The 14,673-nt window shown below is 56.2% G+C and carries 10 protein-coding genes; 2 read left to right on the top strand and 8 right to left on the bottom strand.

Annotated elements, in window-relative coordinates:
- Positions 1-152 precede the first annotated feature (152 nt).
- The 4 genes from BBDE_RS01335 to BBDE_RS01320 form a co-directional block, all read right to left on the bottom strand.
- Positions 153-3,932 carry a SpaA isopeptide-forming pilin-related protein gene (locus tag BBDE_RS01335; RefSeq protein WP_228369737.1) on the bottom strand — a complete coding sequence of 1,260 codons (3,780 nt, stop codon included), beginning with the start codon at positions 3,930-3,932 and terminating at the stop codon, positions 153-155.
- Positions 3,933-5,076: 1,144 nt separating this feature from the next.
- Positions 5,077-6,402 carry a UDP-N-acetylglucosamine 1-carboxyvinyltransferase gene (gene murA / locus BBDE_RS01330; protein WP_003837642.1) on the bottom strand — a complete coding sequence of 442 codons (1,326 nt, stop codon included), beginning with the start codon at positions 6,400-6,402 and terminating at the stop codon, positions 5,077-5,079.
- A gap of 127 nt (positions 6,403-6,529) precedes the next feature.
- Positions 6,530-7,657 (bottom strand): beta/alpha barrel domain-containing protein, encoded by a 1,128-nt coding sequence (locus BBDE_RS01325; protein WP_003837644.1) that lies wholly within the window; start codon positions 7,655-7,657, stop codon positions 6,530-6,532.
- A gap of 128 nt (positions 7,658-7,785) precedes the next feature.
- Complete coding sequence (locus tag BBDE_RS01320) at positions 7,786-9,042, bottom strand: sensor histidine kinase (RefSeq protein ID WP_228369736.1); 1,257 nt, start codon at positions 9,040-9,042, stop codon at positions 7,786-7,788.
- A gap of 153 nt (positions 9,043-9,195) precedes the next feature.
- Between BBDE_RS01320 and BBDE_RS01315 the strand changes: the two genes are divergently transcribed.
- Entirely contained in the window at positions 9,196-10,137 is a 942-nt protein-coding gene (locus BBDE_RS01315; RefSeq protein WP_003837648.1) for a response regulator, read from the top strand.
- 41 nt (positions 10,138-10,178) lie between these two features.
- Here BBDE_RS01315 and BBDE_RS01310 read toward each other — a convergent pair whose 3' ends face one another.
- The 4 genes from BBDE_RS01310 to leuC form a co-directional block, all read right to left on the bottom strand.
- Positions 10,179-10,862 (bottom strand): ATP-binding protein, encoded by a 684-nt coding sequence (locus BBDE_RS01310; protein ID WP_003837650.1) that lies wholly within the window; start codon positions 10,860-10,862, stop codon positions 10,179-10,181.
- Positions 10,852-11,211 (bottom strand): hypothetical protein, encoded by a 360-nt coding sequence (locus tag BBDE_RS01305; RefSeq protein WP_003837652.1) that lies wholly within the window; start codon positions 11,209-11,211, stop codon positions 10,852-10,854. The genes BBDE_RS01310 and BBDE_RS01305 overlap by 11 nt, the downstream gene beginning before the upstream one ends.
- A gap of 220 nt (positions 11,212-11,431) precedes the next feature.
- On the bottom strand, positions 11,432-12,121 hold the full coding sequence (leuD, locus tag BBDE_RS01300) for a 3-isopropylmalate dehydratase small subunit (RefSeq protein ID WP_003837653.1): 690 nt from the start codon (positions 12,119-12,121) through the stop codon (positions 11,432-11,434).
- A 37-nt stretch (positions 12,122-12,158) separates the two neighbouring features.
- Positions 12,159-13,562 carry a 3-isopropylmalate dehydratase large subunit gene (leuC, locus tag BBDE_RS01295; protein WP_003837654.1) on the bottom strand — a complete coding sequence of 468 codons (1,404 nt, stop codon included), beginning with the start codon at positions 13,560-13,562 and terminating at the stop codon, positions 12,159-12,161.
- A gap of 311 nt (positions 13,563-13,873) precedes the next feature.
- Here leuC and BBDE_RS01290 point away from each other — a divergent pair, with 311 nt between their 5' ends.
- Positions 13,874-14,668 (top strand): IclR family transcriptional regulator, encoded by a 795-nt coding sequence (locus tag BBDE_RS01290; RefSeq protein ID WP_065467421.1) that lies wholly within the window; start codon positions 13,874-13,876, stop codon positions 14,666-14,668.
- Positions 14,669-14,673: the final 5 nt, after the last annotated feature.

Genomic DNA, 14,673 nt, shown 5'->3' with positions numbered 1-14,673 from the left:
TCTGTTTGTTTTCGGCCTTGCCTGGTTGGAGGGTTTTGCCCTTGACCAAGCAAAGCCTTGGGTGATGTGCGAATTGGAGTATGCCCAAAGGTCCGCATGCCTTCAGGCCCGGAATGGTTATGGAGTGCCCTTCCAGAGCCTTACTAGTCGCTTCACTTCTGGGAAACCTTGCTACGCTTGGCGTTCTTGAGGGATTCGGCCAGCCCGAAGCTCGCCACCAACACCGTCAGCACGCCACCGCCAATGAACCAGGCATCGCCCATTCCGCCGGTCGAGGGGAGCTCCACACTGGCTGATGCCGGAGTGTTGGTAACCGTGACCAAGTCACCATCCTGTTCAAGACTGAAGTTCGTGCCGGCAGAAGCCTCTCCGTTCAGTTTGTACGTTGCCCTATATCCGTCCACCGGTGTTTCGATCACGGAATACTTGACGTTTTCCTCTGCAGACAAATCGTTCCATTCGCACACCCAGTTGTTGTCGGAGGAAAGTTCCTTGGTGCCAACTGTTTCAGTCGTAACGGAGCCGTCTTCCGCAGTCACGGTCTTCGTCAGAGTAATCTGAACCGGAACCATCTTGCTCAAAGCAACCGGATCCGTCACCTCTTGGCCATCCTTGTCTTTCCAGACCTTAGTGACTTTGATCTGGCCTGGATTCGGCTTGACCTCTTCTTCGTCATACCGGTCGATGGTCAACATGGCGTTCTGATTCTTCGGCAACTTATACGCCACAACATTCGAGGGCTCGTACGACTGGTCTCCTTCAATACTCTCCGGAACGTCGAATGTAGCATCCTCGTCGATTACGTAGAAGTAATACGGGGTCGAATCGAGCTCGTATCCGTCGGGGGCCTGGATTTCGGTCAAGCGGTACAGAGTCTGGCGAAGTCCCACATTCTCTTGGCCAGATGGATACAGCGCCTGTCCTTGATCGTTTGTGATCAGGATTGCAAGACTCATCCAAGTGCCATCTCGTAAAGCCTCAAGTGTGAACTTAGCGCCAGAGAGCTTCTTTTCGAAGTAAGCCTTATCATGCTTGATCAGCAGAATATGATCGCCGGTCGAAACACTGCCTCCGGTTGCCGCTTCGATTTTTGTCGACTGATCGCTCTTGTTCCATTCCTGGTTACCAGACAACTTCACAGTGTTCGTCACTTGGATATCGTCGGCAACATCATCCGCACCAGATACGGAATAGGTCGTTTCCAACACGTATGCGGTGGAATCGGCGATTTTGGTTTCGAACTTGTTGTTTGCCTCGTCATACGTATATGTGTCAACAGACGCATTATCCGCAAGTTGCAGGTCCTTCACCCAAGTTCCGGCCTGAATAGTGCCATCCACGGTGACTGCGGTGAAAAGCTTGACCGAATCGAGTTTGACCTTGGACTGCATGCTGCCGGCCTGAAGGGTATCGGTCACCGTGAGCGGTGAGCCACCGTTCAGTGTCGCACCATCTGGATTCAGCGGAATCGTGTAGTTCAATTTACCGTTTATCTGGTCATATGAACCATGTTTGGCCACAGGTGTGCGCTTTACATTTTCCGTGAATGAAGTATCCGCCGTTTCACCATTCTGCTCCAAGGAAGCCTTGTTAGTGAACTTCAATCGATCGTTATCAGAGAAGCCTTTTCCGCTCGCGTCGGTGACCGGCGTCGAATAAGTAACGAAAATCATAAGACTTTGTCCGTTGACGACATATGCTTCTTTGGGAATCCTCAAAGTCAATTGGCGAGTGGACGAGTCATACTGGTACGTGACTTTGCTTGAATCGCCCAATGTTCCCCATGTACCCACATTGCCATAGACGTTGCCGTCCGACGCAATCGCGATCTTCAGACTGCTTTCATCGAATTTGACTCCCTCGGGCAGCGTGTCCACAACGGTCAGGTCTCCCGTGAGGGTCTTGCCCTTGTTCAGCCACAACGTCCAAGGCAGAGCCTGCCCTACTTCAAGGTCGATGTTCTTTTCCGAAGCATCGCCGTCATTTTGAGTATTCGAGAACTTCCAAATCAGGTCCTTCTTGTTTATCACCTGAATCGTCTCAGTGTACGCTTCATCGGTATCCGAATGGCCTTTACCATCAGTAACATACGCCACGTTCCTGGCTGTTTGCCCATTCAACATACTTCCGTCGACCGTGGTCTCGTATTCAATGGTCACCGGTCCCGTAACTTCTTTGAAGATGATTTTGAACAATCCTGTGGCAATGCCATTTTCGGTATGATCACTCGCGGAAACAGTGTAATCCGTTCCCTTAGTGAGCGCTTTTCCATCGGCGCCCTTCACGACGATGGCGTTCCTTTGGGCATCGGACATACTCATTGGATTGACATGTTTATTCAAAATGTTGGACCAATAGGTTCCGGCATAATCGTCATATGTGTAGCCGTCCAAGGACCCATTGACATTGATGGTCGTCTTCCAATGCACGTTGGCGGTGGTCTTACCATCAGTGGAGGTCGGATTATCCTGTGAGACCCTCTGCTTGTCCACTACATGGTTAGGTACGGTCACTTTGCCGTCGGACGTGCCTTCGAGCCCGCCGGTGGTCTTGCCCGTATTGGTGAATTCCTTTCCGCCGATCGGAATGGAAGCGTTATCGGAGACCTTGGTTTTGTAGGTGATTACATAGTAGTACTGACCTGTCGGCGTGCTGTACGAGATGGTCTTACCATCCGTCACGGTCGCAGAACTCGACCCCACGACGGAGCCGTCAGCGTTGTACTGAGTCACCGTCACATCACCATCAAGTTCCAAACCGTCAGGGATGGTATCGGTGAAGTCAGCTGGTTGGTCCAAAAATTGAACGATGTCTCCCTTATTCAGGGTCACAGTCCAAGTGATCTCTCCATCTGCATAATTTCCCGATTTATTAATGGTCTGGGTTTTAGAGGAAGGCCATATGGTCGTGCCTGCGTCGGATCCGCTGATCTCTACCTTGTTGGAGATGCCGTCCTTAGATTTGAACTTGCTGGATTCAATGCTGGTCGACGTACTGTAGGTAATGGTGTAAGTTCCGGCTTTGATGGTCTTGCCGTTCTCACCGATAATGATGGAAGCGGTCGCACCACTATCATTAGTCCCTACCGTAGGGCTGATGCTGGGAGCGTTGTCTCCGGACACCTTCCAACTGCCTTCAACATAGCTCCAGCCTTTGCCGGTCAGAGTGTCCTTCATTTCGATGGGACCGGTCACATCTTTATTGACCGTCAACGTAACGGTGTAGTCGTAATATGCTGTCTTGCTATCTTCCGAATAATGAAGGTTGGATGCAGATTTCTGAAGATTGTACGAGCCTTTGCCGTCTCCCCCTTGCTGGTCTTTGCCCGGCTTGACCGTCACCTGCCCCGATTTCTCACCAATTGTGATGGTCTCAGATTTTCCATCCGAAGGATATTGATCTTGCGCAGCCTTCATATTCAGATAGACACTGCCCTGAATCGTTTGTCCGCCCCAGTCCAGGTAAGCATCATTGAAGGTCAAAACAATGTACCAGTTGTCTCCCTGCTTCACGTATTCATAATTTCCAGGAGTTCCACCGTGGCTCACCGAATACGCACTATCCGTAAGCTCATACGACTTACCGGCGAAGCTGGAACAATCCGCAGGACCATCAACCTTAATATATGCTTTGTTCCCATTTGACTTGATTGACTGGGTTTCAGCACCGACAAACTGCACCGTCACACGGACATCATCATCCGGAGTGATTTCTACCGCGTCCACCCATGAGCCATTGACCTTCTTCTTGATTTCAAGGCTCGTTACTTTACTACCGATATCAAAGCCCTGTAGTTCACCGGCCCAAGCGGACTGGTGGGACGCAACGCCGCTGACTACGACCATGGCGAGGAGGGTGGCGACGGCGACGAAGGCGGCTACCATCCTGCGCCAAGCCGCACTATGTAAGGTCATGTTTGAATTGCCCCTCATGAAAGCCCCTATACCTAAAGTCTTCTAAATCTTGGTCTGCCATTCGACTCTAGTTAAGGCATGAGGCGGATTCGCCCCCTCAGTAATCCTCACAGTCCCCCTACTAAGATGGAGGATCTTTGGAATTGCAATGAAAACGCATTCCCCCGTCACATGGGTATGGCCTACTCGGGAATTCGATGGACAAACAACTTTTACATGCTCATTTATGGCGCCATCACCGTCGCATGTAACTATCCGACAGTGTCTAGAGTAACACCCTCTTTCGTGGAACGCAACGAAAATCACCGGCATCTTCAATGAAATTGAAATTATTCTCCCGTCGTCAATGGTTCTACTCAGCCAGGAGGGGGTAGGCGGGTTCATGGAATCACCCAATGTGGGGTGAAAAACGCACACAGGAATGGGTAGGTTTTCAGATTGGCCCACAAGGGGAATACGGCGTGTTAGAAATTAATAAGCACAGAGGTAACCTCTGCCAATAGTCCACACCAACGTGATCCTTAATGGACAGACCACCGCAAGGTTAATCGCTCCATCTCATTACACGAATCGCCAGCCAGATTAATTCGACCGCGATTCGACCAATTCGACCGCGATTCGACCGTTATTATTCGCATTTTAACCGCGATTCGACCGATTCGACCGTTATTTAACCGCAATTCGACCGCAATTCGCGGAACCACGCCACGCACGACCCGGCAGGAAGGGACGATTCCCGAATCATGCGCGACGGGCCTCGCCATCACCAGGACCGACATGACCCGCAAACCCCGGAAACGGCCATTCCCCGACAATCATAAGCAAGCCAGACTCCGAATCAAACGACCACACAGCGCACAACCCGCCAGAAACCACCACAACCAGAATCGTGCGCGCAACAACATGCTCATGCAATCCACGGCAATCATCCCCAAGCACGCATCCACATGCCAGCTCCCGATAGCCCCACCCCAACAAACCACACCAAGAAAACCATCCGCCCAAATCAGCATCACCAAACAGAACCACCAAACAGGAAAGCAGGTATAGAAAAATGGGCACGGAACAGCAAAGGAGCGGAAAACATATACGGAAAAGGTATGGAAAAGGCCAGTATTCCAAGAAATACCGGCCTTTGAGGAATCTACGGAAAAGGTGCGAATCAGTCGAAATCGGCACCCAAGGCTTCCAGCTTGCCGCGGAAGTCAGCATAGCCACGGTCAATCAGGGAAATACCCTGCACATTCGAAGGACCCTGAGCGGTCAGCGCCGCAATCAGATGGCTGAAGCCACCACGCAGATCCGGCACGTCGATGTCGCGACCGGTCAGCGGAGTCGGTCCGAAAATCACCGCGGAATGCTTGTAGTTGCGCTGCTGGAAACGGCACGGCAGAGATCCGAGGCATTCACGATACAGCTGAATCGTGGCACCCATCTGTACTAACGGCTTGGTGAAGCCGAAACGATTCTCATACACGGTCTCATGCACGATCGAAAGGCCCTTCGCTTGGGTGAGAGCCACCACCAGCGGCTGCTGCCAGTCGGTCATGAAGCCCGGATGCACGTCAGTCTCAATGGCGACCGGCTTCAGATCCCCACCTGGATGCCAGAACCGAATGCCCCTGTCGGTGATATCGAATTCGCCGCCAATCTTACGGAACACGTTCAGGAAGGTCATCATCTCCGGCTGAGTGGCACCCTTGACGAAAATATCACCGTGCGTGGCCAATGCGGCCGACGCCCAAGAAGCGGCCTCGATGCGGTCAGTCAGCGAAGTATGCGTATAGCCCTTGAGCTCCTTGACGCCTTCGATGCGGAAGGTACGGTCAACATCCACTGAAATGATGGCGCCCATCTTCTGCAACACGCACACCAGATCCATGATTTCCGGTTCGGTGGCGGCACCGGAAAGCTCGGTCTTGCCTTCGGCAAGCACGGCGGCGAGCAACGTCTGTTCGGTCGCGCCCACAGACGGGTACGGCAGATGAATCTTCGCACCATGCAGACCATCCGGAGCGGTGATGTGAATACCGTCCTTATGCTCCTTGTCCACGTTCGCGCCCAGCTTACGCAAGGTCTCCAGATGGAAATCAATCGGACGGCCGCCAATGTTGCATCCGCCGAGCGCCGGAATGAACGCTTCACCCAAGCGGTGCAGCAACGGACCGGAGAACAGAATCGGAATGCGGGAGGATCCGGAAAGGGTATCCACATCGGCCACGTCAGCAAGCTGCACCTTGGTGGCGTCGATGGTCACAATGCCCTTGGCACCATCCACATCCACATCCACGCCATGCAGACGGAGCAGGTCGGACACCACATGTACGTCACGAATCTCCGGCACGTTCTTCAACACGGATTTGCCAGGAGCGAGCAATGCGGCCACCATGGCCTTGCTCACGAAGTTCTTCGCGCCGCGTACCTTAATGGTGCCGTTCAGCGGCTTGCCGCCTACGACGTGCAGAATGTCGTCCTTGTTTTCAGACACGTTCTACCTCTTTCGTTTCCCTCGAACTCCAAACTTGAAACACACTATCCTTCAGTTTGCCATACGGACTGTAGCAAGCTCGTGAAATCACGCGTTCGGCGCAGTGTCTCCCCGTTTTGTTCGGTTTTCAGATGCTGCTTGCAATGTCACGGGCCAGATTCGCGTTCCACATGGCACCGGTCGCGCTCATCACGGCATTCGCACCAGCCTCACGATACGCCCGGTAGTCTTCGGGGCGAACCACGCCGCCCACACCCACGATGGTGAAATCGAGACCCAGCTTTTCACGGATCGCATGCAGACGGCCCACCATGTCGAGACCGGCGCCGCGAATGGCATTGCCGCACACGCCGGAACGGTCACGGCCAGCTCCCGGCAATGCCTGATTGCCGTGAGCATCGACCAATTTCGCCGAAATCGTGTTGATGGTGGAGAAACCCTGCACGGTACCGTGTGCAGCGGTTTCCTTCACCATGATCTCCAAGTCGGCATCATTCGGAATATAGGCGAGTTTGACGACGAGCGGACGGTCGCCGATCTCATTTTTCACGGCCTCCGTAATGCGACCTACCAAATGCGGATCGTGGCACAGCAAACGATTGTGGCCCTCGTTCGGGCAGCTCGTGTTCATCTCCATCAATCCAGCGCCGGTTTCGCAGACAAGACGCGCGGTGGTGACATGATCGGCAATGTAATCATCCTGATCCATGCCGTCCACGCGCGAACCCTGGAAGCTCGGCACCAGCAATTGACCGCTGCCGGCGGCCTCGATCGCCTTCTTCATATCCGGCTGCCATTCATCCGGGTCTCGTGAAGGAACGCCGAAACTGTTGGAAATCGAAATCGGCAGCTCGTAACGGGTGTCGGCCAGCACACCCTCATCCAGCTCGGCGCTGCCGGGAATCAGCGATCCGTCGGCATTTTTCGGATGCACGGCGAGCACGTTCGGAAAGGCGTTGCAGCCCCACGCACGCGAGCGCACGGTCTTGTAAACGGCCAGATCGAAGCCCATGCGGAAGGCGGCGGTCGTGAACCTCTCATTGAGCAGCGGCCCGGCGGGGATGCCGAACGGCAGGTTCACGTGGAAGCCGAGGAAATCCTCACCCGAAGCGGTCTGGACGGGTGCGGAAGACTGTGCGGCCGAAGGACCGCGATCCTCCTGCAGCACTTTGGCGAACGCACCGAACGGCCCTTGCAGATAATTGTCTTCATACGTGCGATTGACGTCATAGAACGGCGCGAATCCTTGGCTCATATCTCTCCCCGAATGCTCTTTCGAATGCGCGGCAAAACATAACCACCTTACCGCGCGGGACGGTCCAAGCCAGACTCGGTCTCATTCGCGCCGCAAACGTCGTCGCAGGGAATTCAGGAAATCGGAAATCATATTCCTTTGGGAATGGAGATGATGACCGTGGTGCCCCTGCCTGGCTGGCTGGACACGGCGAGGGTGCCATGCGACATCAGCCGCAAACGTTCACGCACGTTCGTAAGGCCGACATGGCTGCGGCCATCGCCCTCCGGCCGGTCGACGCTTTCGGCGGTCTGCAGGATGCTGCCGGTCAGACCGTACAACGTGCGCTCATCCATGCCGACGCCATTGTCAGCGATTTCAATACGCACCACGCCCTGCCTTTCGCGAGCGCTCAGCCTGACGAAGCCGCCGTTCTCCTTCTTGCCGATGCCATGTTTGATCGCGTTCTCGATGATCGGCTGCACGGTCAGGGCGGGAAGCCGGAAATCCGTGGTGTCGATGTCATACATCACGGCGAGTTTGTCGCCGAACCGCATCTGTTCCAACGAGACGTACCGTTTGACATGCTGCAGTTCCATTGCGAACGGGACCGGTTCCGTTCGGGCCACGGCGTCCGTATTGTCGCGCATGTATGCGGAGAACAGGCCGAGCGCCTCTTTGGCTTTGTCCACATCCGTGTCGCACATGGCCTGGATGGTGGCAAGTACGTTGCAGACGAAATGCGGATTGATTTGACTGACCATGATCTGCACGCGTGCGGCATGTTGCAACGCTTTGAGCTCTTTGTCGTTTGCCAGCAGCTGGCCGAAGTGGCTGCGGGATTTGTACCATGAGATGCACAGTCCCAGCAGTACGGAAACCGCCATGTTGAATAGGTTCGAGACAAGCGATGGACCGGATTCGGCGAGCGCAATCGCGTATAGCACGGCCAGGCCGATGGCATATGCGATGAGATTGTCGATTGGGCGGCTGTCGAACAACGAGCCGACGCACAGCAACGCCATGCAGGTCATGACGGCAATTGAACCGGGAGCGGCGATGAAGTCGTAAAAGCCGGCCAGGACGACCAGGGTCACCGAAAACACCGCCGTCTGCGCATACGAGTGGAACAGTACGTTTTTGGTGTCGTCAAGCCGGTTATTGATGACGAGAATGATCGTAACGATGACGCTGGCAATGACGAATGGCCATAGATTGATCCACTCGCAGCCCACCAGTGCCAGGCGGGTGATGCACATGACCATCAGGAACAGCTGACAGAACATGCAGCATCGACGCACCATGTCGAGATTGTCGCATGCGAGCCTACGGATGTAATGGGGGCTGTTGATTTCGGGGTAGCCGAATGTGTACCAGTACGTCAACGCACGTCGAATATGATTCATGCTTTTGCTCCGAGTTCTTTCGGGGGATACCCCCTGTTTATGAAGTATGTCAGATGGCACGGATGTGATGCGGGGACTCCCCTTCCATCTTCCGAGAGCGCCTTCCGGGGGTGCCTTGCGGACCACCTTCCGATTGTGGGTTAGAGTGTGAGCATGTATGTGATTGCGGCGGACGACGAACCTTTGATCCTCAACAGCATGACGAGACTGCTGCACGCAGTGTTTCCCGACGCACAGGTCAGGGGATTCGGCACCGCCCAGGAAGTCGAATCGTTTGCGCGCGAGGCGGTCGCCTCCTGCGCGAATATCGCCTATGCGTTTCTGGACCTGCGATTGCGGGGCGAGAACGGACTACGGCTGGCGAAGGCGATCAAAGATATCAGTCCGCATACGAAAATCGTGTTTTCAACGGCTTATGCCGATTATTCCTTCGGATTGCGGGGCGATAGCAACACCGGATTCGTCATGAAACCCGCCACGGAGGGCGATATTCGTGATTGCGTAGCTGTACTTGATGATGTGTTGCGGCGCGAACCGTCGTATCGCGGCGAGTTTCCGACCGACGCCGCGAATGGCAGGCACGAGCAGCTGATGATTCGCACATTCGGCGATTTTGAAGCGTTTCATCATCATGAACCGCTTCCGTGGGAGTCCCAGGAGGCCAAGGATCTGTTGGCCTTGCTGATTCATGCGCGAACCGCGCCGCTTACCGACACACGGATCGCGGATGCATTATGGCCGGTTGATGCCGATTCCACGGATGCGCGCGATGCAGGCGCCACTCGCATGGAACGGCAATCAGGTTATGCAGGCCGCCCCAAGCATGCGTTCGCGTTATCACTGCGGATTCGTGGCCTTGTCAAGTCGCTGCGGCGCACATTGCAGACGGTGCACCCGCAGGCCGGCAAGCTGATTTGCCACTCTCATAACACCACCAGTGTTTCGACGGATCCGATTGATGGCTTGACCGTGCATTGCGATCTATTCGACATGTTGCATGGCAGTGCCTACGCCGTCAACACCTACTATGGTGAATACCTGCCCGCCTATCCGTGGGCCAGTTTTCCCATCGCCGACCTCGATCCGGACCTGTGACTCGCGGTCTGTGACCCATGGCCTCAGCCCGGACCCGTAGGTCATGCGGCCTTGTCGGAGACAATCTGGTATTTGCGACCGCGCCCTACTCCTACGGGTTCGATGACGCCTTCACCCACCATGGAACCCAGAATCTCACGGGTACGGGTAAGCCCCAAACCGAGCACCTTCGCCAATTGCGAGGTAGGCAGTGGGCCGCCAGCCGTCAATGCCCGTGTGATTTTCTCCACGTTGGATTGTGGCTCCATGGGCTGCGCCACCAAGGATGCCCCACCCAGATTGAACCGTATTGAGGATCGCTGACCGCCCCCGGCATCTTCTCCGACTTCAGCCATCCGACGGCCGTTCGGGGCATATGTCGCATTTGCTCCCGTTGCGGTGATAGGAGTGGCGGTGCCTGCGGATGCGATGGCCATTGGACCCGCAGGAATCGAAGAACCCGAAACCGCAAAGTCCGAAACCGCAGAACCCGAAGGAGTTGAGATTCCGCCGCCCTCAACGGCACCATAATCCTGAATCTTGCGTGGATACAACGTAAGCGTCACCCTGTCCGGATGCTCGCCAACCTCCAACTCGGGGTATGCGGTTCCCGCGAAATCGCAACCAGCCCGCATAACATCAAAACCGCTGCCAGCCTTCTCCCCTATGCCGATAAGGTTGAACATTTTCATCAGTATGGGATTGCGGGCATCGGAAATGCCTCCGTGTATCACCTCATCCGCCAACGATCTTCCTGTCCAAGGGGCGCAGATCGCTGTCTCGCAACATGGCATGAACCGTTTCCGAGTCGCACAGATAATCACCATCGCCATTACGCCGGTATGAGCCCTTCAACGGATTGGGACCGACATACACAGGAATGCGTTCTCTCGATGCACGGGGAATGTCAATGGACACGATATCCCCTTGCCCGGTATGACGAACCACCACATCGTTCTCGCTCAGCACCACCGAACTGATTGTCGAGGAATCATGCACCGTGTTCCAGAAATCCTGCACCAGTTTGTGGGCATCGTCGACTCCGGTGATGTGCAGGGAATGATCGGAGCGCTCGGAAACACCGAGCAGAATCATGCCGCCTTCCGTATTGGCGAATGCACTGTACGTCTCCCATATACTACACCGCACTACCAGCCGGCCACCGCGGCTAAATAATGCCGCGATCGGCCAACGGACCCGTCCTGCAATCACGGACCGCGCTACGCGCGGACCCATCATCACCTTCGCTCGGCTCTCGCCTCGCTCAGGCAGGGCCCTGCCGGCAGTGCACCGCACTACCAGCCGGCCACCGCGGCTAAATAATGCCGCGATCGGCCAACGGACCCTGCCAATCAGGGTATTCGCCTTCGCGGGCGGATTCGATGGGCTGCTCCGGTTCGCGCCTGACCGGCAGGGTCTTCGGCTTGAACGGGAACTTTTCGGCACGCATCTTCTCGTAGGCAAGAATGTCGTCCTCATGCTGCAGCGTCAGATCGATATCGTCATAGCCGTTCATCAGGCGCCAACGGGTGTAATCGTTCACTTCGAACGGCAGCGTCACGTCACCGCAGGTCACGGTACGATCCTCCAGGCTCACGGTCATATCACGGCCCGGCTCCTCATCGAGCAGCTTCCACAGCAGCTCAACGGATTCCTGCGGCATGATCGCGGCAAGCACACCGTTCTTGGCGGTATTGCCATAGAAGATGTCAGCGAAACGAGAGGCGATGACCACGCGGAAACCGTAATCATGCAACGCCCATACGGCATGTTCGCGAGAGGAACCGATGCCGAAATCGGGGCCTGCGACCAGAATCTTGCCCTGCTTGTACTCCGGCTGGTTGAGCACGAATTCCGGATCGCGACGCCATGCATAGAAGAGAGCGTCATCGAAACCGGTCTTCTTGACGCGCTTGAGGAACACGGCCGGGATGATCTGGTCGGTATCGACATTGGAACGGCGAAGCGGCACGGCCACGCCGGTAAGAGTGGTGAGTTTTTCCATATTTGAAAGTCCTTACGATTCGCGGGTTCGCGCAGGTTTACAGGTCGGCCGGGGAGCAGATGGTACCGCGGATCGCAGTGGCGGCGGCCACGGCTGGCGACGCCAGATGCGTGCGGGAACCCTTGCCCTGACGACCTTCGAAGTTACGGTTCGACGTAGAGATGGAACGCTCGCGGGCCACCATCTTGTCCGGGTTCATGCCCAGGCACATGGAGCAACCGGCGTTACGCCATTCGGCACCGAAATCCTTGAAGATCTTGTCGAGCCCTTCCTTCTCCGCCTGCAGACGCACGCGGGAGGAAGCCGGCACCACGAGTACGCGGTGAATGTTTTCGGCCTTGTGATGCCCCTTCATGATGGCGGCGGCCACACGCAGATCCTCAAGACGGCCATTCGTGCAGGAACCGATGAACACGGTGTCGACGGCAATGTCCTTGATCGGCATGCCCGGCTTCAACCCCATGTATTCGATGGCACGTTCGGCGGCGGTGCGCTCCGTCTCGTCGTTGAAGGATTCCGGATCCGGCACGTTGCCGGAAATCCTGATGCCCTGACCCGGGTTGGTGCCCCACGTCACATATGGCTCGAGATCCTCGGCCTTGATCGTCACTTCCGTATCGAACACGGCGTCATCATCGGTCTTGAGCGTCTTCCAATACTCGACCGCCTTGTCCCACATCTCACCTTCCGGTGCGTGCGGACGGCCCTTCAGATATTCGAACGTCACCTCATCCGGCGCAATCATGCCGGCTCGGGCACCCGCCTCGATCGACATGTTGCAGATCGTCATGCGGGCATCCATCGACAGCTTCCTGATCGCCTCGCCGCGGTACTCGATGACGTGACCCTGGCCACCGCCGGTGCCGATCTTCGCGATAATCGCAAGAATGATGTCTTTGGCCGTAACGCCCTTCGGCAGTTCGCCTTCGATATTGATGGCCATGGTCTTGAACGGCTTGAGGCTCAGCGTCTGCGTGGCCATGACGTGCTCGACCTCGGAAGTGCCGATGCCAAGCGCCATCGCACCGAACGCACCGTGCGTAGAGGTGTGCGAATCGCCGCACACGATGGTCATGCCCGGCTGCGTAAGGCCCAGTACCGGAGCGAACGCATGCACCACGCCCTGATCCGCATCGCCGAGCGGACACAGGCGAACACCGAACTCCTTGCAGTTCTTCTCCAGCGTGCTCAGCTGCAGCGCGGAGGTTTCGTCCGGATTCGGGCGATCGATGTCAACCGTGGGGGTGTTGTGGTCCTCCGTGGCGATCAACTGATCGATATGACGCGGCTTGCGACCAGCCAGACGCAGGCCCTCGAACGCCTGCGGACTGGTGACCTCATGCATGAGCATCAGGTCGATGTACAGCAGGTCGGGAGCCCCATCGCTACCTTTGCGCACCAGATGATCGGCCCAGACTTTCTCGGCCAATGTCGTTCCCATACGGGACCTCCTCGAATTTTTCCTCATGATTTTCCGCGCGGGTATTGCCTTCACGCGCTGTTCGTGCTATAAGCCTATGGGTTTTGGGTTGGGTTATAGACGCAGTATGCCGGTATATGAGATACGTGCCGGACGGCCCGTTGTCGCCTAGCCCGTAATCCTTGCCATTGCAACGATTTTCCACTTGTTCGATTGCCGACCGCGGATTGAAATGATCCGCAATACCTCAGTACGACATCACGCGCGTTTTGCATTTCAATATGTGAGATGGCATAATCCGTCTTATGACTTCTTCGAACACGCGCATCACCATGCCCGAATCGCAGCAGGATGACGCTGCGACCCCGGCGGAGAACCCCTATCAGACCACTACGGAAAACAATGAAATCCACTCCGGGGTGGGCGTGCTCGACAAGACCGTAAAGATTCTCGACGCACTCGAGTCCGGCCCGGCCACACTCGGCCAGCTTGTCGCAGCCACCGGCTTGGCCCGTCCGACCGCCCATCGCCTTGCGATTGCGCTGGAACGCCATCGTTTCGTGCTACGCGACCAGCATGGCCGTTTCGTATTGGGATCACGATTCGCCGAGCTGGCCGCCGCCGCAGGCGAAGACCGGCTGCTCACCGCCGCCGGCCCGATTTTGCAGACCTTACTGGATCGCACCGGTGAATCCGCCCAAATCTACCGCCGTCAGGGCGATCAGCGTGTGTGCATCGCAGCCGTGGAGCGCGCTTCCGGTTTGCGCGATTCGATTCCGGTCGGCGCCATGCTGTCGATGGAAGCCGGTTCCGCCGCGCAGATCCTCTTGGCCTGGGAGGATTCCGAGCGCCTGCATCAGGGACTTCGCCACGCCAAGTTCACTGCGGCCAAGTTGTCCGCCGTGCGTAAGCGCGGCTGGGCCGAGTCCGTCAACGAACGCGACGAAGGCGTATGCTCCATCTCCGCACCGATTCGCAACGCTTCCGGACAGGTAATCGCCGCAATCTCCATTTCAGGCCCCAACGGTCGGATGGGCGTCAATCCAGGGCGCCGCTATGCGCCGCTGGTCATGGCCGCCGGCAAGTATCTCACCGAAGCCCTGATCAAGGCCTCCGCAGGCCGCTGAATCTT

This window comes from Bifidobacterium dentium JCM 1195 = DSM 20436 (assembly GCF_001042595.1).
In the GTDB taxonomy this organism is placed as follows: Bacteria; Actinomycetota; Actinomycetes; order Actinomycetales; family Bifidobacteriaceae; genus Bifidobacterium; species Bifidobacterium dentium.
Note: the sequence above shows the minus strand (reverse complement) of the source record. Positions and strands in the feature narration are given on the sequence as shown.